Origin of the sequence: Paenibacillus sacheonensis (assembly GCF_009909195.1) — a bacterium.
GTDB lineage: Bacteria > Bacillota > Bacilli > Paenibacillales > Paenibacillaceae > Paenibacillus_Z > Paenibacillus_Z sacheonensis.
Window position 1 is genome coordinate 47,113 of the sequence record NZ_JAAAMU010000021.1, and the last position, 26,824, is coordinate 73,936.

At 58.9% G+C, this 26,824-nt stretch carries 25 protein-coding genes and 1 tRNA gene; 13 read left to right on the plus strand and 13 right to left on the minus strand.

The genetic code is table 11. The annotated features are described in order from the left end of the window. Window positions 1-115 precede the first annotated feature (115 nt). The 3 genes from GT003_RS27010 to GT003_RS27020 all read left to right on the plus strand — a co-directional run bounded on the left by GT003_RS27010 (window position 116) and on the right by GT003_RS27020 (window position 6,467). Window positions 116-4,012: an ATP-binding protein gene (locus GT003_RS27010; RefSeq protein ID WP_161703858.1), complete on the plus strand. Its 3,897-nt coding sequence runs from the start codon at window positions 116-118 to the stop codon at window positions 4,010-4,012. 128 nt (window positions 4,013-4,140) lie between these two features. Next, window positions 4,141-4,863 carry a response regulator transcription factor gene (locus tag GT003_RS27015; protein WP_161703860.1) on the plus strand — a complete coding sequence of 241 codons (723 nt, stop codon included), beginning with the start codon at window positions 4,141-4,143 and terminating at the stop codon, window positions 4,861-4,863. 263 nt (window positions 4,864-5,126) lie between these two features. Further along, window positions 5,127-6,467: a putative bifunctional diguanylate cyclase/phosphodiesterase gene (locus GT003_RS27020; protein WP_161703862.1), complete on the plus strand. Its 1,341-nt coding sequence runs from the start codon at window positions 5,127-5,129 to the stop codon at window positions 6,465-6,467. 173 nt (window positions 6,468-6,640) lie between these two features. Here the strand turns inward: GT003_RS27020 and GT003_RS27025 are convergent, their stop codons facing one another. Then, on the minus strand, window positions 6,641-6,859 hold the full coding sequence (locus tag GT003_RS27025; RefSeq protein WP_161703863.1) for a hypothetical protein: 219 nt from the start codon (window positions 6,857-6,859) through the stop codon (window positions 6,641-6,643). A gap of 240 nt (window positions 6,860-7,099) precedes the next feature. On the opposite strand from GT003_RS27025, the gene GT003_RS27030 reads away from it, so the two are divergent. From GT003_RS27030 to GT003_RS27045, 4 genes are all read left to right on the plus strand, one after another. Beyond that, on the plus strand, window positions 7,100-8,707 hold the full coding sequence (locus GT003_RS27030; RefSeq protein WP_161703865.1) for a sensor histidine kinase: 1,608 nt from the start codon (window positions 7,100-7,102) through the stop codon (window positions 8,705-8,707). A gap of 94 nt (window positions 8,708-8,801) precedes the next feature. Then, a tRNA-Thr gene (locus tag GT003_RS27035) sits at window positions 8,802-8,876 on the plus strand. 266 nt (window positions 8,877-9,142) lie between these two features. After that, window positions 9,143-9,502: a MerR family transcriptional regulator gene (locus tag GT003_RS27040; RefSeq protein WP_161703867.1), complete on the plus strand. Its 360-nt coding sequence runs from the start codon at window positions 9,143-9,145 to the stop codon at window positions 9,500-9,502. Window positions 9,503-9,653: 151 nt separating this feature from the next. Continuing rightward, a complete protein-coding gene (locus tag GT003_RS27045; protein WP_161703869.1) occupies window positions 9,654-10,418 on the plus strand; it encodes an SDR family NAD(P)-dependent oxidoreductase in 765 nt (254 codons plus the stop codon). A gap of 242 nt (window positions 10,419-10,660) precedes the next feature. On the opposite strand, the gene GT003_RS27050 is transcribed toward GT003_RS27045, so the two are convergent. Beyond that, window positions 10,661-10,972 (minus strand): hypothetical protein, encoded by a 312-nt coding sequence (locus tag GT003_RS27050; RefSeq protein ID WP_161703871.1) that lies wholly within the window; start codon window positions 10,970-10,972, stop codon window positions 10,661-10,663. A gap of 178 nt (window positions 10,973-11,150) precedes the next feature. Then, the gene (locus GT003_RS27055; RefSeq protein ID WP_161703873.1) at window positions 11,151-12,128 is read right to left on the minus strand and encodes an alpha/beta hydrolase; all 978 of its coding nucleotides are present in this window, start codon (window positions 12,126-12,128) and stop codon (window positions 11,151-11,153) included. Window positions 12,129-12,148: 20 nt separating this feature from the next. On the opposite strand from GT003_RS27055, the gene GT003_RS27060 reads away from it, so the two are divergent. Both GT003_RS27060 and GT003_RS27065 read left to right on the plus strand, forming a co-directional pair. Further along, window positions 12,149-12,313 (plus strand): hypothetical protein, encoded by a 165-nt coding sequence (locus GT003_RS27060; RefSeq protein WP_161703875.1) that lies wholly within the window; start codon window positions 12,149-12,151, stop codon window positions 12,311-12,313. A 21-nt stretch (window positions 12,314-12,334) separates the two neighbouring features. Next, window positions 12,335-13,099 carry a hypothetical protein gene (locus GT003_RS27065; protein ID WP_161703877.1) on the plus strand — a complete coding sequence of 255 codons (765 nt, stop codon included), beginning with the start codon at window positions 12,335-12,337 and terminating at the stop codon, window positions 13,097-13,099. Here the strand turns inward: GT003_RS27065 and GT003_RS27070 are convergent. Together GT003_RS27070 and mscL are read right to left on the minus strand one after the other, a co-directional pair. Further along, window positions 13,023-13,697 carry an NUDIX hydrolase gene (locus GT003_RS27070; RefSeq protein WP_161703879.1) on the minus strand — a complete coding sequence of 225 codons (675 nt, stop codon included), beginning with the start codon at window positions 13,695-13,697 and terminating at the stop codon, window positions 13,023-13,025. The genes GT003_RS27065 and GT003_RS27070 overlap by 77 nt on opposite strands. A 3-nt stretch (window positions 13,698-13,700) precedes the next feature. After that, window positions 13,701-14,195, minus strand: a complete 495-nt coding sequence (gene mscL, locus GT003_RS27075) for a large-conductance mechanosensitive channel protein MscL (protein ID WP_161703880.1) — start codon at window positions 14,193-14,195, stop codon at window positions 13,701-13,703. 180 nt (window positions 14,196-14,375) lie between these two features. On the opposite strand from mscL, the gene GT003_RS27080 reads away from it, so the two are divergent. Further along, complete coding sequence (locus GT003_RS27080) at window positions 14,376-16,181, plus strand: ATP-binding protein (protein ID WP_161703882.1); 1,806 nt, start codon at window positions 14,376-14,378, stop codon at window positions 16,179-16,181. A gap of 32 nt (window positions 16,182-16,213) precedes the next feature. On the opposite strand, the gene GT003_RS27085 is transcribed toward GT003_RS27080, so the two are convergent. After that, a complete protein-coding gene (locus GT003_RS27085; RefSeq protein ID WP_161703884.1) occupies window positions 16,214-17,176 on the minus strand; it encodes a diacylglycerol/lipid kinase family protein in 963 nt (320 codons plus the stop codon). Between the two features lie 113 nt (window positions 17,177-17,289). Here GT003_RS27085 and GT003_RS27090 point away from each other — a divergent pair, with 113 nt between their 5' ends. Then, window positions 17,290-18,471: a DNA alkylation repair protein gene (locus GT003_RS27090; RefSeq protein ID WP_161703886.1), complete on the plus strand. Its 1,182-nt coding sequence runs from the start codon at window positions 17,290-17,292 to the stop codon at window positions 18,469-18,471. Further along, entirely contained in the window at window positions 18,468-19,511 is a 1,044-nt protein-coding gene (locus tag GT003_RS27095; protein ID WP_161703888.1) for an FUSC family protein, read from the plus strand. Before GT003_RS27090 ends, GT003_RS27095 begins: the two co-directional genes overlap by 4 nt. Window positions 19,512-20,046: 535 nt before the next feature. Here GT003_RS27095 and GT003_RS27100 read toward each other — a convergent pair. The 4 genes from GT003_RS27100 to GT003_RS27110 all read right to left on the minus strand — a co-directional run bounded on the left by GT003_RS27100 (window position 20,047) and on the right by GT003_RS27110 (window position 21,613). Then, window positions 20,047-20,340, minus strand: coding sequence for a transposase (locus tag GT003_RS27100; protein WP_161703890.1), 294 nt, complete (start codon window positions 20,338-20,340; stop codon window positions 20,047-20,049). 36 nt (window positions 20,341-20,376) lie between these two features. Then, window positions 20,377-20,520, minus strand: a complete 144-nt coding sequence (locus GT003_RS32185; RefSeq protein WP_170312354.1) for a hypothetical protein — start codon at window positions 20,518-20,520, stop codon at window positions 20,377-20,379. A 147-nt stretch (window positions 20,521-20,667) separates the two neighbouring features. Continuing rightward, window positions 20,668-20,979, minus strand: coding sequence for a zinc ribbon domain-containing protein (locus tag GT003_RS27105; protein WP_161703892.1), 312 nt, complete (start codon window positions 20,977-20,979; stop codon window positions 20,668-20,670). 31 nt (window positions 20,980-21,010) lie between these two features. Continuing rightward, on the minus strand, window positions 21,011-21,613 hold the full coding sequence (locus GT003_RS27110) for a TVP38/TMEM64 family protein (protein ID WP_161703894.1): 603 nt from the start codon (window positions 21,611-21,613) through the stop codon (window positions 21,011-21,013). Window positions 21,614-21,930: 317 nt separating this feature from the next. On the opposite strand from GT003_RS27110, the gene GT003_RS27115 reads away from it, so the two are divergent. Continuing rightward, a complete protein-coding gene (locus GT003_RS27115) occupies window positions 21,931-22,548 on the plus strand; it encodes a hypothetical protein (RefSeq protein ID WP_161703896.1) in 618 nt (205 codons plus the stop codon). Window positions 22,549-22,576: 28 nt separating this feature from the next. Here the strand turns inward: GT003_RS27115 and GT003_RS27120 are convergent, their stop codons facing one another. From GT003_RS27120 to GT003_RS27130, 3 genes are all read right to left on the minus strand, one after another. Next, complete coding sequence (locus GT003_RS27120) at window positions 22,577-23,716, minus strand: MGDG synthase family glycosyltransferase (protein WP_161703898.1); 1,140 nt, start codon at window positions 23,714-23,716, stop codon at window positions 22,577-22,579. Between the two features lie 397 nt (window positions 23,717-24,113). Continuing rightward, window positions 24,114-25,385, minus strand: a complete 1,272-nt coding sequence (ilvA, locus tag GT003_RS27125) for a threonine ammonia-lyase IlvA (protein WP_161703900.1) — start codon at window positions 25,383-25,385, stop codon at window positions 24,114-24,116. Between the two features lie 424 nt (window positions 25,386-25,809). Continuing rightward, a complete protein-coding gene (locus tag GT003_RS27130) occupies window positions 25,810-26,634 on the minus strand; it encodes a PPK2 family polyphosphate kinase (RefSeq protein ID WP_161703902.1) in 825 nt (274 codons plus the stop codon). Window positions 26,635-26,824: the final 190 nt, after the last annotated feature.

The window sequence follows — 26,824 nt, forward strand, 5'->3', positions numbered from 1 at the left end:
TAGTAGCTTATAGAACAGTATAAGAGCGGGACTCCTACTTTTCAACCAGAAACGTCGAATAAAAGCCGCGGCAGCGAAGGTAATTTGGATATTTAGACCCGCAGGAGGGTTAATTTTGGTTAAATTCTCGCTTCGAACGAAAGCGCTGGTTCTGATTTTGTTGGTCACCGCGGGCGCGCAGTCCATTGTCGGCTACGGCAACTACTCCGCCGCCAAAAGCACGATCATCGATACGATGATCGATAAAGCCAGCACGAAAGTGCAGAATACGGCCGACAAGCTGGCGTCTTGGATCGCTACCCGCCGTGCCGAGGCGGAGGTCATGAGCCGCACCGATCAGGTGCGGTTCGGCTCCGAAGCGGAGCGGCTCGCGTATTTTCGCAACGAGCTCGAACGTTCCGGCTCCCCGTTCGTCACGATCGGGTTCGCCGATCCGGCCGGCCGCGCGGAGCTGAGCAGCGGAGACGTCATTCATATCGCGGACGAGCCGTCCTTCGACGCGGCGATGAAAGGCAAGGTCGAGGTGACCGATCCGTTCGTTCGCGAGGAAGGCGGCCCCAGCATCATCGTCATCCAGGTACCCGTCTATGGAAAGGACAACGAGATCGTCGGCGTTCTGGATGCCGTTATGTCCGCGGAGCGTATATTCACGGAGCAATTGCATGTCCGCATCGGGGAGAGCGACGGCGTGTTCCTGTACAACGACGGGTCGTCGACGATCGTGAAGGACGGCCTGCTGGAAGCATCGGATGCGGTGTTGTCCCCGGACTTGCCTCCGTCGACGCTGGAACAATTGCATACGAAGCTGAGCGGCTCTGCCAGATTAAAAGGGGCATCCGGCGAATCCTTCCTCTTCTACGGGGCGGTGGAAGGGACGGACTGGCATATCGCCCTGAACGTGCCGCTGCGCGAGATCGAAGCGCCGCTGTCCGGAATCAAGCGGCAATCGATGCTGTCTATCGCCGTCGCGGAGGCGGTTCTGACCCTGCTGTTCTTCCTGTTCTCGCAGCCGATCATTTCGCGCATCAAGCGGATTCTCAGCGTGACGGAAGCGGCAGCGGCCGGGCGCTTCGACGTCAACAACGTGTCCGACGAAGGCGGGGACGAGCTGTCCCAGCTCTCGAGCTCCGTGAATCAGATGAAGCTCCACCTGAGCGGGATGTTCGGCCGGATGGACGCCATGATCAACCAAAATCAATTCATGTTCATCGTGCTGGACAGCGATTACCGCGTCACCTACTTCAGCAAAACGGCGGAACGGCTGCTCGGCTACACGGCGGAGGAGATGCTGCATAAGGCGACGGCGCTGACCTTCATCGACCCGCAGGACATCGCCGCGGAAGCGAAGCGGCTCAGCGGCAAATACGGCCGGCTGGTTCCGGCGGACATTACGGTGTTCGAACTGCTGCGCAAGGAGCAGTTTACCTATGAACGCGAGTGGAATTATATCCGCAAGGACGGCACGCGATTTCCCGTCTCCCACAGCTCGAATGGCATGCGGGACCGGGAAGGGCGGTTTATCGGCGTTGCCGGCATTGCCCGCGACATCACGCAGCAGAAGCAAGCCGAGAATGTCCGCAACCGGCAGTTGAAAGTCATGGGCGCGGCCAAGGATTTGATCGCTACGTTCGACGAGCAGGGCCGGCTGCTGTACATCAACGAAGCGGGCAGGATGCTGCTCGGCATGAAGACGAAAGACACGAACGAGGTCCCGAAGCGTACGATCGCCGAGCTGCTGGACGGCAGCGAGGATGCGCGCGCCTTCGGCTATCAGGAGAAAGAAGCGCTGCTGCGCAGTCTGCAGGGGGCCTTCATCCCCGTGTCCAAGATCTTGGTCGTTCACCATGACGATCTTTCCGGGGAAGTGTTCTACTCCTGCATCGCCAGGGATATCTCCGAAGCGAAGCGGGTGCAGCTCGAACTGGAGCAGGCCAAGCGGGAAGCGGAAAGCGCGAATGTCGCGAAGAGCCACTTCCTGGCGCAGATCAGTCACGAGATCCGGACGCCGCTTGCCGGCATCATCGGCCTGACGGGGCTGATGCAGAAGACGGAGCTGACGCCGCTGCAGACGGACTATTTGCACAAGACGCGGGATTCGTCCGAGGCGCTGCTTGCGATCATCAACGATATTTTGGACTTCTCGAAGGCCGAAGCAGGCCGGATCGAGCTCAATGAAGTACCGTTCGATCCCTATGGTCTCATTCAGCGGCTGACGGAACTGCTCGGCGTCTTCGTCGGCGGCAAGGAGCAATTCCATTTTATCGCCGAGACGCCGAAGCTGCTGCCGGAATTGCTGCTTGGCGATTGGCTCCGCATCGAGCAGATTTTGCTCAATCTCTGTATCAATGCCATTAAGTTTACGGACAGCGGTTATGTCCGGCTGCGGCTGCAGGCGCTGCCAGGCACGGAGGGAGACGGAAGCCGGGCCCGAATTGCGTTCACCGTCGAGGATACGGGAATCGGCATGACCGAGGAGCAGCAGAGCAGGCTGTTCGAGCCGTTCGTGCAGGCGAATGCGGAAACGAACCGCAAATACGGCGGCACGGGCCTCGGCCTGGTCATCGTCAAGCGATTGGTCGAATTAATGGGCGGTACCATTCATGTGGGAAGCGCAATCGGCCAAGGAAGCACGTTCTCCTTTACGCTCGATATGGCTGTCGCCGAGCCGCCGCGTCCGGACCGGTTCGTCATTGAATCGGGCAGCGAATGTTCCGTGTGGGTCGTGGAAAACCATCCGCTTATGGGGGAGCATCTTTGTTCCGTCCTCGAGGACAGCGGGCTGATGCCGATGACGCTTCGGTCCTGGAAGTCCGCTCGTGAGCGGCTTGTCCGGTCCGGTATCGGCGTGCGGCCGTTCGCCATGCTGCTGGATTTCGAGATGCCGGATATGTACGCGGAAGAAACCTGGTATGCGATGCACGAGACGGCGAAGGAAGCAGGCGTTAAGACGGTTGCTCTCACGACCGCCTATGGGCGCGAGGAACTTCTGAAACTTCCCGCGGAGAACCGCCCGGATACGATTCTCGTCAAGCCCGTCACGCGCGTCGGTTTGTATCGATCGCTAATGACCTTGTTTGACCGGACGGACCCCGAGGCCGCGGCGGGATCGGAGGAGGCGGTGTCCGCGGCGGCCATGCCCGAACGGCTGAACGGTACGGTTCTGCTTGCCGAGGACAACGTCATCAATCAGCTCGTGGCGGTCGAACAGCTGCGGGAATGGGGGCTCGGCGTCGATGTCGCGGAAAACGGGAACGACGTGCTTCGCATGCTGACCGCCAAGCGCTACGATCTGATCCTGATGGATATCCATATGCCGGAAATGGACGGCGACGAAGCGGCCCGCATCATCCGCCTGGATTCCAAGTACGACCGCATTCCGATCGTCGGGCTGACGGCGAATATCATGCAGGAGGACCACGACCGCTACATGCAGCTGGGCATGAACGACGTCTTGACGAAGCCGGTCGATCCCGCCATGCTGATGCGGGCGATAGTCAAATGGCTCCGGTACGGCAAGGAGCCGCGCATCGATACGGCGAAGAGCAAGCCCGGCGAGACGACCAAGGGCAGGCAGAAGGGTCTGGAGGCGGCCGGCACGGTCTACGTGCCGGTTCCCGAAGAAGGCGAGGATTGGCTTGAGCAGGGCATACCTGGCTTGCGGCTGGACGAAGCGCTGCAGCGGGTGAACGGCAAAAGGGATATTTTGCTCCATATGCTGAAGCTCTTCGTCAACGATTACCGAACCTTCGGGGAGCGTTTGCAGGAAGCGCTGCAGGCTGGCGATTATGCGGCCGCCCGCCGGATGGCGCATACGTTGAAGGGCGTTGCGGGCAATTTGTCCGCGGACGCGTTGTACGCAGCCGCCTGGCAGCTGGAGCGACTGTTGAAGGCGGCGGGCGAGGATCGGTCCGGGCCGGACACGTCGGCTGCGGCGGCCGAGGCCGCGGAAGCGCTGCAGCTGCTCTTGGAAGCCATCAAGGCGATTCCGGCCGTTTCTGACATGATCTCCTAACATTTTTCTAACATTCTATTGTTGGGTAGTTCCACCTATTGTATATTTAAGTCAAAAGAACGCGCACGGCTGGGTTCTCCGCGTTTCCGTTGAATCCGATGAATTCCTTCAAGAGGTGAAGTTCTGTCATGTACAAGCTCTTAGTTATCGAAGACGATGTAATGATGAGCGATATGCTTTCCATGTACATGTCCGGCGAGGGATATGAAATCAAACAGGCGGAGAATGGCGAGAAAGGCCTGCAATTAGTAGAACAGTTCGTTCCGGATGTCTTGCTGCTCGACCTTATGCTTCCCGATTGGGACGGGATAGAGCTCTGCGCGCGGATTCGCGAGAATTCCTCCGTGCCGATCATGATCGTCTCCACGAAATCGGAGGTTTCGGAACGCGTGCAGGCGCTGCGCGCAGGAGCGGATGATTATTTATGCAAGCCGTTCAGCATGCACGAGCTCAGCGCGCGCGTAGAAGCGCTCATTCGCAGATCCCGCATCATGCAGGCAAGCGCGGCCGAGAGCATTCAGCCGGAAGGCGGGATTGCGGCCCAGAAGGAAATCAAGCTGGATGCCGAGCGCAGGCTGCTGCTCGTGCGCGGCGCTTTCGTCGAGACGACGTTCTCCGAATTCGAAATCATGAAGCTGTTCCTGAGCCATCCCGGCAAAGTATTCAGCCGCGAGGACCTCATCAACGCGATCCGCGGGTATGACTCGTTCGTCACCGACCGCGCCATCGATGTGCACATCGTCAATCTGCGCCGCAAAGTGGAGAAGAATCCGAAGGAACCCCATCACATCCGTACCGTATGGGGCGTTGGCTACAAATACGCGCCGGAGGACGTGCCCGCGCCGCAGTAATTCATAGGATACGGATCAGCGCGCTCCCGGCAAACGCATCGTTTGCGAGAGCGCGCTTTTTTGGCGCCGCGCCGGCTGCGACCGCTTCCTTCGAAACTAACATGCACCTTACAGATCTCTGCTTCTTTCCTAATCGTTTTATGGGACAATTTACCTACTGAAAGGTATGAATCCAATCGATTTAAGGCGGTGCAGCATCGTTAATGAAAAAAACAGCATGCCGTTCGGCAGCACGGACAGGAAGCTCCCCACGGAAGGAAACGATGCCCCGCGAAGAAGTGTACGATTTCCTGACGGGGCTGCCCGGACGCAGAGCGGCCTTCGCGATGCTGGCGAGGACGGTGACGCTGGCGAGACGAACGGGCCGGACCGTGCTTGCGGCGCTTGTTGACATCGATCGCTTCTATCTCGTTAATGAGACGAAGGGGACGGCGTTCGGCGACGAAGCGCTTCGGCAGCTCGCGGCAAGAGTCCGGGATCCGAAGCCGTGGTCCTGCCAGGCCCATCGGTTCGGAGGGAATGCGTTCCTGCTGTTCGGACTGGCGGACGGCGGGAGCGGCAAGGATAAGAACGAGACGTGGATCAAGGAGCTGAAACAGTCGATCGAAGAGGCGCTGCCCGTAAGGGGCCAGAACCAGTACCTCAGCTGCAGCATCGGCGTCAGCCGTTTTCCGGAGCATGGCGAGACGGCGGAGCTGCTCGTACGGCATGCGGACACGGCGCTTCGGGAAGCGAAGACGGCAGGCGGCAACCGCATCATGGTCTACGCGGAGGACGGCACGGCGCGGATCAGCCGCCTGGAGAAGCTGCGCTGCTCGCTCCGGACCGTGTTATCCGACCATGCGCTTTCGCTGTATTATCAGCCTTTATATGAAGCATCCGGGGCGCTCCGAGGCTTCGAGGCGCTGCTCCGCTGGCGGCATCCCGAGCTGGGAGAGGTGTCGCCTGCCGAATTTATTCCGCTTGCGGAGGAGAGTGGCATGATCGTGAAGATCGGCGAATGGGTGCTTGAGGAAGCCTGCGGCATGCTTCGCCGCGTGCAGGCCAAAGGAATGGGCCAGGTCACGATGTCCGTGAATATATCGCCGCTGCAGCTTCGCGTGCCCGAGTTCGCCGACGTGCTGCAGCGCATTCTTAGGCAGACGGAGGCAAAGCCGGAGTGCCTGGAGCTGGAGATTACGGAAAGCAAAATGATCGACGTCGACAGCGAAAATACGATCATGCATCAACTCCGGGGCATGGGCGTGCGCATCGCGCTGGATGATTTCGGCGTCGGCTACGCGTCGCTGACCTATCTGCGGAAGCTGCCCCTGCATACGCTTAAGCTGGACCGTTCCTTCATCCGCTGCATCGGCGAGAAGAGCGCGGAGCAGGCGATCGTGCGGTCCATGATCGCGCTTGTCCATCAACTCGGGCTTGAGGTCGTGGCCGAAGGCGTGGAGACGGAAGCGCAGCTTCGGCTTCTTCGCGAATGGGACTGCGATTATTATCAGGGGTATTTATTGTCGCAGCCGATGGCAGAGCAAACGGTGGGGGTTCCGCTGTTGTACGCGGCGCGCGATCTGTTCCAGGCAGCCCGTGAGGACAGGGCTGCCGTGTTGTAGGGAGATGAGGGAGGGAGGGAGGTCCAGGCTGATCAGCCTGCCCTCCGCTTAAGAAAGGCAGCCTGCATATCGCGCGACCCTCGGCTGGAGCTGCCGGGCCGGAACGATATGCAGGCTGCCTGAACGGGCAAGATTGGGATAGAATAGGACGTAGAAGCCTTGCGCTCGCTGCTTCAGCAGACCTCCAGGTACAGCTTCGTGCCGTCGCTGTACTGAAGAATAGCCACGTCGCGGATCATCTCGACGGACTTGATCCGCTTCCACTTCTTGCGGAAATCAAAGTTGTATTCCATTTCCTGCAATTTATTTTGGAGCAGCTCCATGTAGGACAACTGCTCGGAAGGGTAATGGACCGGGACGGACCGATTTTTGAAGGTGATCACTTTGGTCATTCGAATAGTACCTCCATTTCTTGATAGTGCCAGTGTACCAGTTGAATTTTAGTCCCTTATAAAATGAACGTGAGCCGTCTGTTTGATTTGCTTACCCTTTTCTAACATGTTCGAAAACCGCAAGGCCAGGCAGGGATTTAAGGATAGTATGCGCTAGAATCAAATGGAATTATCCGCCTCTGCTTCAAATTCGCTTAAAGCGGGTAATGTCCCGGAGATATAAGGCGGGAGGATTACGAGTTGACATTTGAATTCGCAAAATCTTTATTCGCCAACATCAGTCTGCTGATTGCGTTGGCTTATATGTTCGATCTAGGGTACCGTTACCTGTTTCAATATGCGCCGGGCCGCGTCAAATACGCGATTACGGTTGCTTTCTTCATCATCGGCGGATGGCTGGCCATGGCGTTCGGACTGCGCGTGGACGGCCTGCTCGTGCTGGATTTGCGGTTTATGCCGCTGATTATCGCCGTGCTCGTCTTTCCGAGTCTCCCAGCCATTGCGCTGATCGGCTTCGGCATCGGAGTCGGGCGATTGTTCATGGGCATGGATGCCGCCGCGGTGCTGGCCGGCGTTAATATGACCGTACTCGGTCTTATTTGTACGTGGTTATGCGCTTGGATGCGCAAGAAGCCGTGGAGCTTCCTGAACAAGAGCCTGGTGACGCTCGCGTCGGTGAACGTGATCTTCGCGTTGAACGCGACGGCCGTCGTGGCGATTGCAGGGCATATGTCCGTTCGAACGTTCTGGATGGACTACAGCATCTACTCCTTCCCTCTGCGGCTGGTGCTGAGCGGTCTGCTGATTTTCACCATTCGCGATTTTCAGAAGGAACAGCAGCGCGTGGACGAACTCCGCAAAATGAACATGCTATTGCGGCGGCAGACGCGCGAGCTGCGTGCGGCCAAGCGCGAGGTGGAGCAGAAGGCGCGCGAGCTCATGCTGGCCAACAAATACAAATCGGAGTTTCTGGCGAATATGTCGCATGAACTGAAGACGCCGCTCAACAGCATCATCATGCTGTCGCAGCTGATGAAGGAAAGCGAGGAAGAACGAAGCGGCTTCCCGGAGGAAGTCCAGTATGCGGAGCTGATAAACGGGGCGGGGAACGACCTGCTCCAACTGATCAACGACATCCTGGATCTATCCAAGGTAGAAGCCGGCAAGATGGATATCTTCGTGGAGCAGCACTCCACCTCCGAGCTGGTCCAAACGCTGTATCAACAGTTCCTTCCCGTGGCTTCCCAGAAGAACCTGACGTTCGAGACGGAGATCGCGCCGCAGGTGCCGGAGGCCATCTATACCGATGCGCTGCGGATCAATCAGATTTTGCGCAATTTGCTCGCAAATGCATTCAAATTCACGGAGACCGGCGGAGTCCGACTCGTGGTCAAAGCAGAGGGCGGCGTACCGATCGAACCCGCCGCGCTGAAGAAGCGCCGGCTGCGCAACTGGAATCCCGCGGCATGGGGCCGGCCGGCCGTAAGAATGATCACGCCGATCCGGGTATCGTTCTCCATCGTGGATACGGGAATCGGGATCGAGCCGGAGAAGCAGCAGCTGATCTTCGAAGCCTTCCGCCAAGAGGACGGTTCGATCAACCGCAAGTACGGCGGAACCGGACTGGGTCTTTCGATCAGCCTTCAGCTTGCGCGCCTGCTCGGCGGGACGCTCTCGCTGGAGAGCCAGAAGGGCGAGGGCAGCAAGTTTACGCTGCGGATTCCGGTGACGGCCCAAGCTGCCAGCGAGCCGGAAGGGGGCGTCGACGGCGGCGGAAGCGCCGCTGCCGGCAGCATTCCTGCTGGAGCTGTTCCGGTTGAATCAGGTTCGCCGCGGAAGGATGCGTGAGGGAGTTTAGCCCGAATTTTAAAAAAGGCATTGACTCCAACCTCACAATGCAGTATATTATAAAAGTCGCCTCGGCGACATTGGAGCTAGACAAGCTGGTGTAGCTCAGGGGTAGAGCAACGCACTCGTAATGCGTAGGCCGGGGGTTCAATTCCCTTCACCAGCACCATTTATACCAATAACCGCGCGGTTTCCGGAGATTTCGGGAATCGCGCTTTTTGATTTTTTTGGCACCGTTCAGGACTGCGTTGGTTAAGTATGGCGCACCCGAAAGATGAGCATTTTCGACCCGCGGTTGAGTTGCGCCCGTTATTCGGCATGCTTGACTTGAATGCAGGAACGTTTGCGGTATATGCTAGGCATAGCGGTTAGAGTCAGGTCGAAGTCAGGAAGGTTGGTTTACCGGTTTACGACATCGCTTGGGGAGGAATATCGGTGTATACCATCAACGAAGTTGCGGAGCTATGCGATTTGTCGGCGCACACGATTCGTTATTACGATAAGGAAGGCCTGCTTCCGTTCATCACGCGCACCAAGAACGGCAACCGGGAGTTCTCGGAACAGAGTTTGGAGCTGATCCGGCTCATCTGCTGCTTGAAGAATACGGGCATGCCAATCAAAGATATCAAGCAGTATATCGATCTGCTCATGGAGGGGACGCACACCTCCGACGTGCGCAGGCGCGTGATGGTCGATCATCGCAAGGAAGTGCTTCGGCAGATGAACGAGCTGAAGAAGAATTTGAATCTGATCGATCTGAAAATCAGTCATTACGACAGCAAACATACGCATTGATGCCAGACCAGGCGAGGCGGAGCGGACGCTCCCCGGCCTGGTTTTTTGACGATGGAATTACCGGTTTGACTTGGAGTCTTCTCGAAGTGATACATTACTAGTACCACCTGATGCAGTGCCGGTGGCATCCTACTTACAGAGGAGAGTTACCATGGAACAACAACCGAAAATCGCGTTGATTACCGGAGGAAGCCGGGGATTGGGGAGAAATGCAGCCCTTGCCCTGGCCCATAGAGGCAACGACGTCATCGTCACTTACCATAGCCAGCAGGCTCAGGCAGAGTCCCTCGTGCAGGAGGTACGGGCCTTGGGGCGGAAAGCGGCCGCGATCCGGCTGGATGCCGGACAAACGGCTTCGTTTGATGCTTTCAAGGACGAGCTGTTGACGGTACTCCGGGATAACTGGCAGCGGGAAAATTTCGATTATCTCATTAACAATGCGGGTTTCGGGTTCTACGCTTCGATCGCGGAGACGACGGAAGCGCAATTCGATGAACTGATGAACGTGCACGTCAAGGGCGTTTTCTTCCTGACGCAGAAGCTGATGCCCCACCTGGCGGACCATGGCGCGATCATCAATGTTTCCTCCGGCTTGACGCGATTCACGATCCCGGGCAGCGCTGCCTATGCCGCGATGAAGGGCGCCGTAGAAGTACTGACGAGATATATGGCCAAGGAACTCGGCGCGAGAGGCATTCGCGTCAACACGATTGCCCCGGGAGCCATTGCGACCGAGTTCGGCGGCGGCAGGCTGAAGAGCAGCGAAGAGATGCAAGCGTTCATCTCCGGTCAAACCGCGCTCGGCAGAACCGGCCAGGCCGACGATATCGGCGGCGTCATCGCGGCGCTCTGCGCGAACGAGATGGGATGGGTCAACGCGCAGCGAATCGAGGCTTCGGGCGGCATGTTCCTGTAAGCAGACGCATGTTGCGCATGCCGGGCGCTTGCCGGGCGAGGCGGCTGCCTACGCGCCAATCCTGGCCGACAGCTTGGGTATTTGATGTTGGAATCCTGTCTTATACAAGGATGTCTCTCCTCACATAGAGTATCTTAGCTCTCTAAGAAGGAGGAATTCAGGTGTCCGCTAAAGTTCAGGTGAAGAATGTCAAAGCCGTTCGTACTGGCAAATCCCGCAAAGCACGCGTATCACATGAAAGCTTAGGAGGTGCCCGTTCCGGCGGCTGCTGCAACAATCGCCGCGACGGTGCCGTCGAAGGCATTCAAGAGGCAGGCGCAGATCTGAGCGATCTGTTCGGTCAATTGAAAAACCCTATGGTCGCCGCGAAGCTTGTTCGCGCGATCCGCTGCAGAAACCGCAAAGTCATCGAGGAATTGATTGGCGCCAACTGCAACGTTGTCTGTTTCTTCCATCAAGGCCGTTTCGCCTGCGTTCGTATCGCGTGCGTATTCGGCAACTGCTGCGACGTCCGTATCAGCTTCGACATTTGCGTCTCCATGGGCAATTGCCACAACGTCTGATGACTCTTCGCGAATTGTTTTAAACGCTTGTCGGCCGTCCTCGCTTCTTAGTGAGGGCGGCTTGTTGTATGTATGGGCAGGTAACCGGCAAGAACCCGGACGGAGCAGGCGTGCCGCCTACCCGTTCGGGTTCTTTTTTGCTGCCGTTAATATGCTGATAAGGCAAGGACTATCGATTGCCCCTGGTTTGATCCTCGCGCAGCCAGGCATTGGCCAGCAGCAGCGCGCCCCGGGCGGCCGCCGTATCCGACAGATCGTTCAGCATGACGAAGTCGTGGATGATGCCTTGAAAGCGCGCTGCCGTGACGCGGACGCCGGCTTCCCGAAGCTTCGCGGCGTAGGCTTCGCCCTCGTCGCGCAGCACGTCGGCTTCGCCCGTGATGATCAGTGCCGGCGGCAGGTCTTTCAGCTGCTCCTTCGACGCCCGCAGCGGCGATGCGGTTACCTCGGCACGCTCTTTCGGGTCGGCGGCGTATTGATCCCAGAACCACTGCATGCCCTCCCGGCTCAGGAAATAGCCCTCCGCGAACTGCTCGTACGACTCCGTGTCGAAGGCCGCATCCGTCACCGGATAGAACAGCAGCTGCTTGGCGATTCGCGGACCGCCCCGCTCCTTGGCCATCAGCGTCACGGCGGCGGTCATGTTGCCGCCGACGCTGTCGCCGGCCACGGTCAGCCGGGAAACATCGGCGCCAAGCTCCTCGCCGTTCTCGGCGGCCCATTTGACGACCGCGTAGATTTCCTCGATCGCGGTCGGATATTTATTTTCCGGCGACAGGCTGTACTCGGGGAAGACGACGATGGAGCCGGAACCGACGGCAAGCTCGCGGACCAGCCGGTCATGTGTGTGCGCGTTGCCGAACACCCAGCCGGCCCCGTGGATATAGACGATTAAGCCCGGCGTCCCGGTGATCTCCTTCGGCGTGACGATCGTGACCGGCACTTCGCCTTTGGGACCGCCGGGCACGCTTCGTATCGCGAGCCTGGCGGCCGGCTTCGTCACCGGTCCGGACTGCACCTTGTTCACTTGCTCGCGGCCCTTCTCGGGCCCAAGCTCATACAGGAACGGCGGCTTGGACGTCTTCTCTACGAACTGCTGCGCTTCTTGCTCCAGCACGACTTTGCTCGTTGATGTTTTGCTTTGCATACGCAGAACTCCTTCCGAGAATGAAGTTGCATGACTGTTTCCTTACTTACACGCCCGGGGACGAAACCGAAACCGCCGCGCAGCGGTACTCCGTCATGGAGCTGCAGTTGTCCGGACTTCGGGCGGCGGGCGGCTGCCGGGTATCCGAACCGTTGGCGGGCGCGCGGCATAAGCTGATCATATAGCTTGGAAAGGGAGGGACAGGTATGCCGATCATTCCGAATTTCCCGCAGCAGCTGCTCGAAGAGCATATGCACTGGCATCATGCAAACCACTATGACGATCCTTCGCAGCTGCCGCCGGGCTACGGACAGAACTTCTTGAATTTTCACCGCCAATTCATCAACAAGGTATATCAATGGTACAGCGAGCAAGGTTATGATCCGCGGCAGATTGCCGGGTGGCAGGGCGTACCGGAACCTATCCGGAATACGTCATGCTATAACCGCGCAGCCGAGGCGCGCGTGTTGAATAATCCGCGGTCGTTCGCGACGGCGGACCAGCTGGGGCTGTTCATCGAGGGCTCGAACCTCCATGGCTGCATCCATCAAGAAGCGGCCAGAATCTACGGAGAGTCCGCGCTCAACGACTTCGACGAAGCGCCGCGTACCACGATGTTTTACAACATTCACGGCATGATCGACGAATGGTACAAGAATTGGGAGCGGGCTGCGGGCATCGCGAGAGGAACCGCGAACAAGTCGTCCGCCGGCGGATCGCGGGGGAGAAGCGCCGGTGCGTCGCGGACGCGAGGCGCCGCGAGAGCAGGCGTGAAAGCAGGCACGAAAGCGAAGCGGAGTGCCTCGGTTCCGCAGCCGCATAAACCGTCGATAAGCGGGGCAGCGCAAAGAGGGCCGCTGCGCAGCGGCCCTCAAAACATGCCGGGTCTGCCGCTTATACATGAAGCAGCAAGGCACGGAACGTCTCCGAATAATAAGAAGCCGGGCGGGGGACGAAACCGGAAGCCGTAACCAGCGCCTCGGCGCCGGCAGGCACGCCGTCCTCGCCGAGACGAAAGCCCGTGCAGCGCACCTGCTCCAGCCGGCCCTCGAACAGCGCGATCATCGCTTCAAGCTCGGCCTCGTAGACGCCGGACACTTCCTCCCGCTGGAGGGTCAGCGAGGTAAGCGGCCCGGGATAGACGAAGCCGTATATATCGCTGATCTCCCTGTCTAGGAACGCCGTCCCTTGCGCGATGCCGGCTATTTCCTTGCTGGCTTCGCCGAGGTACAGAAGCGACTCGAACGGGATCGCGGCGCCGAGTTCTTCCTCGATCTCTCTCGCCGCGTCCCGCATCGATTCGCCGGCGGTTAGATGGCCGGCGGCGGTAATGTCGAAGTGTCCCGGGAACGTGTCCTTATCCGGGGACCGCTGCTGGAACAGGACAAGCTTGCGCCCGTCCTCGCGGCGCGCCAGCCAGCAGTGGATGGACCGGTGCCACAGCCCCCGGGCATGCACCTCGCTCCGAGGCGCCGTGCCGAGCCAGGCGCCGTTCTCGTCATAGTAGTCGAAGCGCTCCTCGGCCTCTTGCGGTCCGCCGTTTGAACCGTTCCCCGTCTCGTCGCTCATAGGCTAGGACAAGCCTCCCTCAAGCTCCGACTCCGCATCCGTCTCGAGATGGGAGGTGCAGTGGGAGCAGCGCGTCGCCTTGACCGGAATTTTGGACAAACAATAGGGGCAGTTCTTGTCCGTCGGCTCCGACGGGGCGGCCGGATCCGGCTGGCCGAGGCGGCGCAGCGCGTTTGCCCCTTTGACGATCATGAAGATACAGAAGGCGACGATCGTGAAATCAAGCAGAACGTTCAGAAAGTTACCGTATGCAATGACGGCCGCGGATTGCTCCTTCGCGTGAGTCAAGGTGTCCGGATTTTTGTCGCTGGATAAATTGATGAACCGATCAACTAAATTAACTCTGCCGAGCAGGATGCTGATCGGCGGCATGATGATGTCGTTGACGAGCGAGGTGACGATTTTGCCGAAGGCGCCGCCGATGATAACCCCGACCGCGAGGTCGAGCACGTTGCCGCGGACGGCGAATTCTTTGAACTCTTTTAAAATTTTAACCATGTTATGATTCCTCTCCTTCCCGTACTATATTATATCCGACGAGAAGGCTACTTCAACTATGAAGTGCGGCAGCCGTCGAGGATTGGAAGGCTTTGTCGCGAAAAAAAGGATTTTTTGGAAAAATGTCGAAATGGATGGGGACTATCAATCGACCCTAAGCGGGGAAAACGGAGAATCGCGATGATTGAACCTTTGTTTGGCGATCAATGGATCATGCTCGTGCTCGCGCTGGCCATCCAGTTGTTCGCGTCCATTACCATCTACAGCATGATCGGACATCTCAAGCTGAAGCGCGCCAAGCAGCATTTTTGGCTGCTGAGCGGGGCGCTCGTTTACGCCCTCGGCCTTTGGGTAAGCCATCTCATCATCGTATTGTCATCCAACTACATGATGGTGATCGATTGGACGATTCTCGTCAAGCTGTTCGGCATCATGGCCAGCACGTACGGCTCGTTCCGCCTGCTGGGATCGCGCACGCCGTATGCCGTTCGTCTCCTCGGAAGCAGTACGCTCATGGCATTCGGGGCGAACCTCGTCGTCTACCTGTTCCTGCTGAGCAGCGAGATGGAGTCGTTCCGCTTCGATCCCGGCTTTGCCTGCATTGCATTCCTCTTCAGCATGATCGGGAACGCCGGTTCCTTCTATTTGTTCGAACGCAGGAGAGGCTCGGTCCTTCTCCCCGGCCTGCTGCTCGGCGTATCCGGCATTATTATGCAGCTGTTCGGGCTAGGGACGATTACGGATATCGACAGCGGCGTCGTACTGACCGCCGATCGGCTGAACGACTATATGCAGCTGCTGTCCATCGTGCTGGGGCTGGCCACGATCGCGATCTTCGCCTTCAGTCTCGTCGCCCGGTACGTGGACCGCAGGTACGCCTCGATGAACGAGCGGTACAAGCTGCTGGTGGAGAACTCCATCGACATGATCGCGGTCATTCAAGACGGACGCTGGGACTATATTAACCGTTCGGGTCTGCGGATGTTCGAGGCCGCGAGCGAGCGGGACTTGGTCGGCCGAAGCATCTACCAGCATTTGCGGCCGAAGGACCACGCGGCGATGCAGCAGCTGCTGCAGGGCTCTCGGAAGAAGGAGCGCCATACGCCCGTCGAGATGGAATGGTTCACGCTGCAGGGAGGAATCCTTCATACGGAAGTAATCGAGACGAGCACGAAGCTGTCGGGCAAGCCGGTCATTCAGATCATCATCCGCGATATCTCGGAGCGGAAGAAGAACGAGGAACTGCTCATCAACTCCGAGAAGCTCTATGTCGCCGGGCAGCTGGCCGCCGGCATCGCGCACGAAATCCGCAACCCGCTGACGTCGCTGAAAGGTTTTCTGCAGCTGATCGTCTCGGGCAGGAGCAGTAAAAATTACTACGATATCATGAAATCGGAGCTAACCCGCATCGAGTCAATCGTGAGCGAGCTGCTCATGCTGTCCAAGCCGCAGATTTATGATCTTACGCACCAAGACATCCGGCTCATCATGTCGGATACCGTCACGCTGCTGGATGCGCAGGCGATCCTGCACAATATCGCCATCGAGACGAATCTGGGCGAGGAGCCGTTATGGGTGTTCGGCGTGGAGAATCAGCTGAAGCAGGTGTTCATCAACGTCATCAAGAATGCCATCGAGGTGATGATGGACGGCGGCGTGATCAAGGTCGCTTGCCTGCGGGACGAGAAAGGCCGCAACGTCGTGCGCATCGCGGACCGCGGGCCGGGCATCTCGCAGGAGCAGCTGTCCAAGATCGGCCAGCCTTTCTATACCACGAAGGAGAAAGGGACGGGACTCGGGCTGATGGTGACGTATAAAATCGTCGATAACCACCAGGGCAGCGTCGAGGTGAGCAGCTGCCTCGGGGAAGGCACGACGTTCGATATCGTGCTGCCGTACGACGCGCCGAAGGGCGCGGAAGAATCGGAGCGCGGCAAGGTTGTTCCGATTCACCGCTACCGCGAGGATAACGAGAGCGCCTCCTAAAGCCTAAAGCCAAGGCAAGCACAGCCGGCCGGTTACCGCAGCACTTCGATGCGGTTGCCGGCCGCTTCCGCGTACAGCGGCAGCTCGCCCGCGGGCTCGCCGTCCCCGTAGACCGCGATTGCGGGCTTCGCCGGATCTCCGGCCATGTCTTCGACGGCGACAGCTTGCCCGCTGAACAGCGCCACGTAAGGCAGACGGGTGTGCTTGCCCGACAAAATCAACGGGAACAAACGGAGGAGCTGCAGCGGCGTGCACGAATGGACGACGCAGACGTTCAGCATGCCGTCGTCCGGCTTGGCGTCCGGACAGATGCGAAGTCCGCCGCCGTAGGCGGAAGCGTTGCACACGGCGGCCATCCAGCCTTGCCGGAAACAATGGGTCTCCCCATCCACGGTCACGGCGATCGGCCGCGGGCGGAAGGTCAGCAGCACCTGGATCAGCCCGATGACGTAGGCGAACGACCCGGCGCCGATCAGATTGCACAGCTTCTTGTAGACCGACCGATTGACGGCCGCGGCGATAGCGGAATCGAAGCCTGCTGCGAGCGCGGTCAGCACGGGGCGATAGCCGATATCGGATTTCGGATCGCGCATGGCGATGATATCCGCGGGATAGGCCCGTCCCTGCAGCACGATCCGAAGCGCGTCCAGCGGACGCTTCGGAATGCCGAACGCTCTGGCCGTATCATTGCCTGATCCGGCCGGGATAATGCCGAGCGGTACGCCGCTGTCGCATACCGCAGGCAGAATGCCGTGAATGGTACCGTCCCCGCCAATTATTGTAATCGCTTTCAATCTTTGCCTTGGCGCTTCGTCCTGCACGATTCCGTTATGCTCCCGAAGCAGGCGGGTAATAGCTCTACGGGCGGTTTCCGGCGTCTCGCTCAGCACGGCGGCATAATCGACGTCCAGCCGTTTCAGCTCTGCTTCGACCTTACGCCATGCCTTTAACCCTCGGCCGCCGCCGGACTTCCCGTTAATTGCGAATAACCACATCTCGGACCCCTCTTTTCTCTATGGGTCTCATTATAATGGGGAACGGAAGGCGTGAAAACTTCTTTTTGCGCGGGGGGATGGTCTATAATAGCGGAAGGAGGCGAGAGAAGAAGATGCCTGAACCATTAAAAGCGATGTACGACCTGCCGTTCCTCCGGCAGTTTGCGGCGCGCGTCGCATCCGTATGGCCCGCCTTCCCCGAGGAGCGGTTCGTCACGCTGACGACCGGCGACGGCTGGGAAGCGCTGGAGCTGAAGGGCCGCATGAGGCGCATTACGACCTCGCTGGGGGACGCGCTGCCCCCGAGCTATCCCGAGGCGCTTGAGGTCCTGCTGGCCGTCAGCGGCCAATGCAGCGGATTTCCTTATTTGTTTTTCCCGGATTTCGTCGAGGTGTATGGTCTCGCGGATTGGGAGCGGTCGATGGACGCGCTGGAGGCATTCACGGTACAGTCCTCTGCGGAGTTCGCCATCCGGCCGTTCATCCTGCAAGATCCCGAGCGGACGATGGCACGCATGACGGAATGGTCGCAACATGGGAACGAGCATGTGCGGCGGCTGTCGAGCGAAGGCTGCCGGCCGCGGCTTCCGTGGGCGCCAGCGCTGCCGATGTTCAAGCGCGATCCGTCGCCGATCCTGCCGATTCTGGAGCAGCTGAAGGCGGACCCGTCGCTGTATGTACGCAAAAGCGTGGCCAATAACTTGAACGACATCGCCAAAGATAACCCGGAGGTCGTCAAAACGATCGCCGGCCGGTGGATCGGCCAGCATGCCTACACGGACTGGATCGTCCGGCGCGGCTGCCGCTCGCTGGTCGGCGCTGCCGACCCCGAGGCGCTGGCGCTGTTCGGATACGAAGGCGAGGCAGCTGCGGATTTCGTCGCCGCTGCGGAGATCGACGCGCTTCATCCCGAAGCGTTCATCGGCGGCATCAGCGAGCTGAGCTACCGGCTGCGGTTGAAGGACGGTGCCGGAGAGGCGATCCGGTTAAGGCTGGAGCTGGGCGTCGATTACGTGAAGTCCAGCGGCAAAACGTCGCAGAAGCGCTTCCTGCTCGGCGATAAGCGCGTCTTGCCCGGAGCCGGCGTCCAAGGGGCGAAGAAGCTCGATTGGAAGGACCTGTCGACCCGCAAGCATTACGAAGGCTTGCATCGGCTGACGCTGCTGGTCAACGGCGCTGCCGTCGCGGAAACTTCCGTTCAGGTGAACGCGAGCGCAGCGGGCGGTTCGCAGGAAACGGGAGCCCAGGCGGAGATCGTCGAAGCCGAGGCCGGCGCAGGGAGCGATGGTGCATGACGATTGGCGCACGGGTCATTAAGACTGGCCTTGCCGTGGCGCTGGCCGTATACATAAGCACGCTTTTTGCATTTCCGTCGCCGATTATCGCGGCCGTGGCCTCGATATTCACCATTCAGCCGTCCATCTCCCGCTCCTGGCAGCAGGTGGTGGACCAGGTTCAGACGAACGTGCTCGGCGCCTTGCTGGCGCTGGCCGCGGTTCGCTTGTTCGGCCAGACGCCGATCGCGCTTGGCATGGTCTGCATCATCGTCATTCTTATCTGTATCCGGCTGCGGATGGAGAGCAACGTCGGGCTGACGCTCGTCACGGTCGTCGCCATCATGGAAGCGAACAATCAGCAGGGCTGGCTGTTCGCGCTCGACCGGCTGCTCATGGTGTTGACGGGCATGGGCGCGGCCTTCGCGGTCAATATCCTCATCTTCCCGCCGCGGCCGCGCAAGCTGTTCATGGATCAGATTCACGAAGCGCATGCCCAGCTGTCCCTGCTGCTGCGCATGGCCATCTCCAACGAAATGAAGGAGAACGTCCACCGCGACGAGAAGGAGAAGCTGCAGGGCACGCTGCGCAAGCTGGACGAAGCCCATCGGCTGTTCGAGGAAGAGAGGCCGCTGCTGCGCGGCCGCAAGCAGGCCGGGGCGCGCCAGCTCATCCTCTCGCGCCATCTCATCAAGGCGCTGCATCAAGGCGTGGATCTGCTGGAGGCGGTCGAGGAACACTACTTTGCCGTGACCGGTGCCGAAGCGTGGGCGAAGCGTTTCGATCAGCAGATCGAGGAGCTTGCCAAATACCATGAGCATATTTTGCTCAAGCTGGCGGGCAAGATGAAGGCCAACGCTGCCATCGAACCCGAGGAAGAGCGCGAGGGCAGGCTTATCAACCAGCTCAGCGAGTACTTGCATCAAAATCCCGATGAATACAAACGTCTCGTCTTCGTCGCGTCGACGATGCTGGAGTACGCCTTCCATCTTCGCCGGCTGGACCGCGTAACCGATCAGGTGCAGCAGCGGCGGGAGACGGAAGCGGCGAACGTGAACTGAACGAAGGAGCGTCCTTTTGCCTAGCCGGCAAGGGGCGCTTTTTTGCGTTTTAGACACAAGCTGCGGAGGAGCCGGCTTTTAGTGTACAGCAGGGTTGAATCGGTTGGAAAAGCTGCAGCGGCGCAGCTTATAGTGTACAGCAGGGTAAAAATCGGGTGGAAAAGCTGCAGCAGCTCAGCTTTTAGGTGCTCAGCAGAGCTGAATGGGTTGGAAAAGCTGCAGAGGAGCAGCTTTTTGCGTACGGCAGGGCTAATTCGGCCGGAAAAGCTGCAGCAGCGCAGCTTTTAGGCGCTCAACAGGGCTGAATGGGTTGGAAAAGCTGCAGAGGAGCAGCTTTTTGCGTACGGCAGGGCTAATTCGGCCGCAAAAGCCGCAGCAGCGCAGCTATTAGGCCTCAGCAGGGCTGAATGGGTTGGAAAAGCTGCAGAGGAGCAGCTTTCCAGTCCAACGCACGCAGGCGCGAAAAAACGCAAAAACCCGCTCGACCGCCGCTCCATGCGAAGCGTCGGCCAAACGGGTCCTGAACTGCCGTCGGTCAGTTGTCTTCCTTCGTGTCGTCCGGATGACGGCGCGGATGCTGCAGATGCGCTTCAAGCGCGGTCGTATCCTTCTTCGGCACGAGCCGGGAGTCGGTCTTGCCCTCGTGATGGTTATCGAAATCAAGCTGCACGAGATCCCATTCCGTCGTGCCCAGCTGCGGATCTGCGGGGAAAACGTCGCCGCGGTTCAGCTTCTCCTCGCGTCCCCATTCGTTCTTGTAAACGCCATCCACCTCGACAGGTTCGCCGGAGAGGGGCTCCATTTCGAAATGCTCTTGTTTTTCGCTCATAACGTTCTCCTCCTGATGGGTTCGAAGCGCTGCCGGCTATTGGCCATGCTTCGGCACTGCGGCGCGGTCGGCCTCGGACTGAGCTTGGCTCGCCGCTGCCTTTCCTTTGCCGGCACGATCCGCTTTGGATTGCGCCCGGCTTGCGTCTCGCTGCAAATGGGAAGGGTGTTCGCCTGACATGATGATCGTCCTCCTAACCTGCGATAAGTCATGAGAATCCTCCATCAGTGTGCCACCAGGCCGTCCAAACTATGTGCGCGGCCGGACGTTCTGTTTCCTGTTCCGCATGATTTTCTTGCTTATGTACGATACGCTCCCCAACCCTGATTAAACGAGCCGCAGCCCGCAGCTTGGACAGTAGGCATTCTCGTGCGTCACGGTATCGCCGCAGGCCGGACAAGGCTCGGCGAAGGATTCGCCATGCTGCTCTGCGAGCCGTTTGCGATGAGCGGCTTCTTCTTCCTCGGCTGCAGCGGCCTCCTGCCGGTTAGAGCTGCCGTTGAACAAGACCTCCACGAACTGCCGCAGCTGGGAAGCATTGGCGGAATCGTCGGAGGCGAGCTTAAGAATATAGATCATGGCGCCGACGAGCATGCCGGCTCCGGCCAGGACGATCGTCGTTGCAATCGCATTCATCATGGCGGCGAACATCCTCCTCCGTGCGCAGGGATCAGGTTTGATACCGGCTCTCCATTTTTTTGCCTCCGAACCACATGACGGCCAGCAGAACGAGCGCCAACAAGATCCGCCAAGGCTGCTCCGTCAAATCGCCGATGTTGAAGCTGAGCAGCGAGACGGTGAAGATCATGACGGCCTTGCCCATCAGGATCGCGAGCACGAACGAGCGAAGCGAAATGCCGCTTAAGCCGGAAATGACATTAATGAGCGCTGATGGGGAGAAAGGGAAGCAGGCAAATAGGAAAATCGGCGTAAAGCCTTTCCGCTCGATGTAGCCGAGCAGCTTCGCCGCCTTCGGAAATCTGCGCCGCAGCCAGCCGCCGAAGTGGCCGCCGAGCTTGCGGGAGAGCCAGAACAGCAGCAGGGATCCGCTGCAGACGCCGATCCAGGAGTAGAGCGATCCCAGGAACAGCCCGTATATATTGGCATTGGCCGCCACGAAGACGAGCAGCGGCAGCACGGGGATGAACGATTCCGCGAACGGAAGCAGAATGCCCGGCAGCGGGCCGAACGCGGAATAGCTCTCCAGCGTCTTCTGTAAATGCTCCAAATCCATGCCCTTGATCTGTCGGAGCCAGGTTTCGATTAGATTCAACTCTCACACGTCCTTCTTGTTCAAGACCGGTAACCGGGCATTTGATCGTCCTATGCACGGAGCTGCAGCTACGGCTGAACTTCTCTTTGCGGAAATACGGCATGCCATAGGCTGGCGAACCGGCCAAGCCGAAACGCGGCCCGCCGCCGCGGCGGGCATAGGCGGAAGGATGTCCTTCTCATTATATGCAAAGCTGGAACATAAATCCAAGGCGATGGCGCGGGCCGGGTCCAGCTGATGATGGCAAGCAACATTTTCCACTTGTTTACAGTCTAATAAGGTAATAAGAATACCCTTCAGTCAGAGGTGATCATGTGATGAAATGGCATACGGCCGCTATGGGCGCCGCTGTCCTTGTCTTGCTCGCAGGCTACACGGGAGAAGCCTCCACGAGCCATCGGGCTGCCCCGCCGCCGAGAACGATTGCGATCGTGCATGACGGAGAAGCGGACATGAAGATCTACGGCAGCATCGAACAGGTCGAAGCCGACGCAACGACCATTATCGAAGCGAAGTTAATCGGCGAGAAACCGGCCAAGCGTTACGTGACAGGTGCGGACGGAACGGTATTGGATAGTTACGCGGTTTCCAAGGTTCAGGTCGCAAAAGTTTATAAAGGAAAATTCAAAGCGGGCGATATCGTCGAAGTAGCAGAACCGGGCTATAGGCAGGGCGACCGTTACACGACCCATGAAGGGTACAAGGCGATGGATGCCGGAGGCCGATATCTATTGTTTACCCACACTTCCAATAAAGGCATCGAAGCGATCGTGGGACTGGATCAAGGGAAGTTCGATCTGAACATCACGGAACCGCAGCGGCAAGAACAGCCGGGCAAGATGACGGAGGCTCAATTCGCGGCGGCGGATTATGTCGGCGATAACGTAAAGCATTTTAACCTCCTGAAGACGGAGGCGTTGGCTAAATATCTATGAATGTACGGTTCGCAAGCCAAGCCGGCGCTCAAGATTGGCGAACGGAGGTCCTTCTCGTTATAGGCAGGCCTGTGCAGAAGTCCAAGGCAACCGTGACGGCGGAATCCCGAAAACGGAATTTCCGTGCCCGGATCGCATGCTGCATGCGCAGGACGGGATCATGAAGGAGTTGGACGATCTCCTGCGTAAGCTGCTCCGGCGTCTCGGTGATTCGGGCCGCGCCCTTGCCCTCAAGGAAGCGCGCATTGTTGCGTTCCTGGCCGGGAACCGGCCGATAGACGAAGATCGGCAGATCAAGCGAGAGCGATTCGGCGAGCGTGACGCCGCCTGATTTGGTGACGATGCAGGCGGCCTGGGCCATCAGCTCGTGCATGGCTTCGACGTAGCCGAAGACGCGCAGCCTTCCTTCGGCACCCGCTTCGCCGAACTGCTCCGGCAGGGAGGAAGCCAGCGCTGCATTGCGTCCGCAGACGACGGCGACGGTAAGATCAGGATACCCAAATAATGGGGAAATCATAGCCGAGACGCCGGAAACGGTTGCTTGCGCTCCCGCCATTACCAGCACGACCGGGCTGCCGATGCGAAAGCCGAACCGTGCGCATTGTTCCGGATCGACGGAAGCGCTGCGAAAACCGCGGCGGATCGGAATGCCGCTGACGCAAATGCGCCTGCCCGAAATGCCGAGCGCGTGGAGTTCCTTCTTCATGTCTTCGGTGGGTACGTAATAGCGATCGATATCGGGATGCACCCAGCGGCGGTGAAGATCGAAGTCCGTCACGACGGTACAGGTCGGAATGCGGAGGCCGGTGCGTTTCTTAAGAGCGGGCATGGCGAGGAGGGGAAAGGTATGGATGACGGCGTCCGGACGTTCCCGCTCCAGAATCCGGCGAAGCCGGCCGCGGCCGAAGGAATGAAGCCATATCGCGAAGACGGAGTCGTGCTTCATCGGCTTGGTCCGATCGTACAGCCAGCCGTACAGGCCGGGAATCAAGGAATAGCTTCTCATATATACCCGTCTGGTCACCGCGTTAATCCAGGGATGAGCTTCGGCAAGCAGGTCCACGAGCAGCGGTTCTCCCAGCCCGCGGTCTACGATGGCTTCGCTTATGGCGCGCGCGGCCTGCAAATGCCCGTCGCCGTAAGAGGCATACAAAATCATGATTTTCATCGCGAAAAACACCTCCTCACGGAAGCATAGCGCGGGAATGTCACAGGGCCGTCAGCAAGTTGTGAAGTGATTGTAAGGGGACGAGGAGTTGCCTCGAGATGAGGCAGAATGGATTGCCTAGAAAAGGAGATGTGGTGCGCGGGTTGTACTTCACGCTCCGCGGAATGGCGAGCATGCAGTGCACAAGGTGCACCTCCTGCTTCGAATATCGCAGAAAAGCGAGACTGTTGTGCACAAGATGCACCCCATGCTCCGAATATCATAAAATGGCGAGCATGCAGTGCACCAGGTGCACCTCATGCTCCTATTCAAGAATATACGACAATGTCGTTCACCGTCTTAAACCTCGGCTCAAACCTTGCCCTAAGACTTCCAGAAGGCCCAGCCCGCCAGCTTGCTAGATCAATATGTTAAACAGCACCGGGTGCTTGTTCAGCTCCACGAAGCTAAGTCCCTTCAGGTTCATGCGCTCCACCAGCGGTTCGTAATCCTGCGGATTTTTCAGCTCGATGCCGACCAGGGCCGGACCGTTGTCCTTGTTGTGCTTCTTCGTATACTCGAAACGGGTAATATCGTCGTCCGGTCCCAGCACCTCGTCGAGAAACTCGCGCAGCGCGCCTGCGCGCTGCGGGAAGCTGACCATGAAATAATGCTTCAGCCCCTCGAACACCAGCGACCGTTCCTTGATTTCCTGCATCCGGTCGACGTCATTATTGCCGCCGCTCACGATGCAGACGACCGTCTTGCCCGCGATCTGCTCGCGGTACAGATCAAGCGCGGCGATCGGCAGCGCGCCGGCCGGCTCCGCCACGATGGCGTTCTCGTTGTAGAGGTCGAGCATCGTCGTGCACGCTTTGCCTTCCGGGACAAGCACGATATCGTCCAGCAGCTCGCGGCACATGCGGAACGTCAAGTCGCCGACGCGCTTCACCGCCGCGCCGTCGACGAACTTGTCGATCGTCTCGAGCGCGATCACTTCGCCGGCATCGAGCGATACCCGCATCGATGGCGCGCCCTCGGGCTCCACGCCGATCAATCTCGTCGACGGAGACACCGCTTTGACGTAAGCGGCAACGCCTGCCGCAAGCCCGCCGCCGCCGATCGTGACGAACACGAAATCCGGCGCCGTCTCGATCGCCTCCATGATCTCTTTGCCGATCGTGCCGTTGCCGGCGATGATCTTCGGATCGTCGAACGGATGGATGAACGCCAGGTCCTCCTTGCGGCTCGCTTCGACCGCCTCCCGGAAAGCATCGTCGAACGTATCGCCGGTCAGGACGACTTCCACGTTAGGGCCGCCGAAGAAGGCCACTTGGTTCACCTTCTGGCGCGGCGTCGTGCTCGGCATGAAGATTTTGCCCGGAATCCCGAGCGTCTGGCAGGAGTATGCGACGCCCTGCGCGTGGTTGCCCGCACTCGCGCAGACGACGCCGCGCATCAGACGCTCCTCCGGCAGCGATTTGATCAGATGGTACGCGCCGCGCAGCTTGAAGGAGCGGACGACCTGCAGGTCCTCGCGCTTCAGCAGGACATTGCAGCCGTAACGTTCCGACAGCACGCGGTTCTGCTGCAGGGGCGTGCGCGCCGATACTTCCTTCACATGCATTTGAGCCTGCGCGATTTCCGTCAAGCCCACCGTCAGCGCTTCATAATTTTTCTCGTTCCCCATCGCGTTCCAGCTCCTGTTCTCCGATAAGTTCAACTATCGCGATATGCAAAAAAGTCCCGTCCCTGTAAGGGACGAGACGACTCTCGCGATACCACCCTAGTTCCGCTCCGCGGGCTGCCAAGCTGCCTCGCCAAGAACGACTCTCTGCCGCGTACCAACATACGCGCTCCGTGTAACGGCGGATACCGTCCATGCTTACTGCGCGATCGGAAACGTAAGCTCCGACGGTTCGGCGTGGCTTCTCAGGGAGGATGCGTCGTTCGCGGGCAAACGTCGGCTTTCAGCGGGCGCCGACTCTCTGGGGATTGCCTGATGCATAACGCGCGTGTTCCCATCAACGAGGTTGAATGTTCGGTTGACTATTATCTTTGTTATACTCCTGCGCACCTGGAATGTCAACGCTTCGTTGTCCGCGTGCTGCCGATCAACTCTCCTGTGCGTCATCCATGTTAGCCGCTGCCTTGAAAGGCGCCATGTCCACCTCGGGGTAGGACAGGTCGAGGCCGTCAAGCGCGGATTCCACGATGCGCAGCACCAGATAGTCCCGGAACCACCGGTTGTTCGCGGGTACGATATACCATGGGCTGCGCTTGGTCGAGGTTGCTTTGAACGCCTGCTCGTACGCCTTCGCGTAGTCCTTCCAGTACCGCCGCTCCTCGAGGTCGTTCGGGTCGAATTTCCACAGCTTCTCGGGGTTTTCCATCCGCTCTTTGATTTTGCCGAGCTGGAATTCCGGCGAGATGTGCAGGAAAATCTTGACGATCGTAATGCCGCTGTCGCTCAGCATTTTCTCGAAATGGCTAATATGCTTCAGCCGCTTGGACGCTTCCTTGCCGTCGATCAGATCATGGACCCGCGTAATGAGCACGTCCTCGTAATACGACCGGTTGAACGCGACGATGGCGCCCTTGGCCGGGGCGACCCGATGCGTCCGCCATAGAAAATCATGCGCCGATTCGTCCGTCGTCGGCTTCTTGAAGCTTTCCGCCCGGAATCCCTGGGGGTTGAGGCCGGCGAGCACCTTTTTGATCACGCCGTCCTTGCCGCTGCAGTCCATGCCTTGGAACAAAATAAGCAGACCGTTCGTTTTGCCCGCATAGAGTTTCTCCTGATGCTCCTTCAGCTTGTCCTTCAGCTCGTCGAACGCTTCGGCGATCTCTTCTTTGCCCTTGATGCCCGCCGTATCCTCCGGATCGAAATCCGCCAGAGACATACTTCGTTTCTCGTTCAGCCGATACTTATCCAGCATGATGAAGCCTCCTTATGACGCATGCGCTCTTGGAATAGGAATCACTAACCGGTTAGCATGGCTTCCGAAACGCGGATTATTCACGGCTCGTTCCTGCGGAGCGCGATGAAAAATACGGCGTCATCTGCCGCAACTGATGTGTTACTATGAATTATACTAGAAATCATTTTGCCGCGCTTAGCCGAAAGGG

Bases quoted from the DNA above. Each gene is read 5' to 3' on its own strand.
- GT003_RS27015 (WP_161703860.1), top strand. From the start codon at position 4,141: ATGTACAAGCTCTTAGTTATCGAAGACGATGTAATGATGAGCGATATG.
- GT003_RS27020 (WP_161703862.1), top strand. From the start codon at position 5,127: ATGCCCCGCGAAGAAGTGTACGATTTCCTGACGGGGCTGCCCGGACGC.
- GT003_RS27025 (WP_161703863.1), bottom strand. From the start codon at position 6,859: ATGACCAAAGTGATCACCTTCAAAAATCGGTCCGTCCCGGTCCATTAC.
- GT003_RS27045 (WP_161703869.1), top strand. From the start codon at position 9,654: ATGGAACAACAACCGAAAATCGCGTTGATTACCGGAGGAAGCCGGGGA.
- GT003_RS27055 (WP_161703873.1), bottom strand. From the start codon at position 12,128: ATGCAAAGCAAAACATCAACGAGCAAAGTCGTGCTGGAGCAAGAAGCG.
- GT003_RS27060 (WP_161703875.1), top strand. From the start codon at position 12,149: ATGAAGTTGCATGACTGTTTCCTTACTTACACGCCCGGGGACGAAACC.
- GT003_RS27065 (WP_161703877.1), top strand. From the start codon at position 12,335: ATGCCGATCATTCCGAATTTCCCGCAGCAGCTGCTCGAAGAGCATATG.
- GT003_RS27070 (WP_161703879.1), bottom strand. From the start codon at position 13,697: ATGAGCGACGAGACGGGGAACGGTTCAAACGGCGGACCGCAAGAGGCC.
- mscL (WP_161703880.1), bottom strand. From the start codon at position 14,195: ATGGTTAAAATTTTAAAAGAGTTCAAAGAATTCGCCGTCCGCGGCAAC.
- GT003_RS27080 (WP_161703882.1), top strand. From the start codon at position 14,376: ATGATTGAACCTTTGTTTGGCGATCAATGGATCATGCTCGTGCTCGCG.
- GT003_RS27085 (WP_161703884.1), bottom strand. From the start codon at position 17,176: ATGTGGTTATTCGCAATTAACGGGAAGTCCGGCGGCGGCCGAGGGTTA.
- GT003_RS27090 (WP_161703886.1), top strand. From the start codon at position 17,290: ATGCCTGAACCATTAAAAGCGATGTACGACCTGCCGTTCCTCCGGCAG.
- GT003_RS27095 (WP_161703888.1), top strand. From the start codon at position 18,468: ATGACGATTGGCGCACGGGTCATTAAGACTGGCCTTGCCGTGGCGCTG.
- GT003_RS27100 (WP_161703890.1), bottom strand. From the start codon at position 20,340: ATGAGCGAAAAACAAGAGCATTTCGAAATGGAGCCCCTCTCCGGCGAA.
- GT003_RS32185 (WP_170312354.1), bottom strand. From the start codon at position 20,520: ATGTCAGGCGAACACCCTTCCCATTTGCAGCGAGACGCAAGCCGGGCG.
- GT003_RS27105 (WP_161703892.1), bottom strand. From the start codon at position 20,979: ATGATGAATGCGATTGCAACGACGATCGTCCTGGCCGGAGCCGGCATG.
- GT003_RS27115 (WP_161703896.1), top strand. From the start codon at position 21,931: ATGAAATGGCATACGGCCGCTATGGGCGCCGCTGTCCTTGTCTTGCTC.
- GT003_RS27120 (WP_161703898.1), bottom strand. From the start codon at position 23,716: ATGAAAATCATGATTTTGTATGCCTCTTACGGCGACGGGCATTTGCAG.
- ilvA (WP_161703900.1), bottom strand. From the start codon at position 25,385: ATGGGGAACGAGAAAAATTATGAAGCGCTGACGGTGGGCTTGACGGAA.
- GT003_RS27130 (WP_161703902.1), bottom strand. From the start codon at position 26,634: ATGCTGGATAAGTATCGGCTGAACGAGAAACGAAGTATGTCTCTGGCG.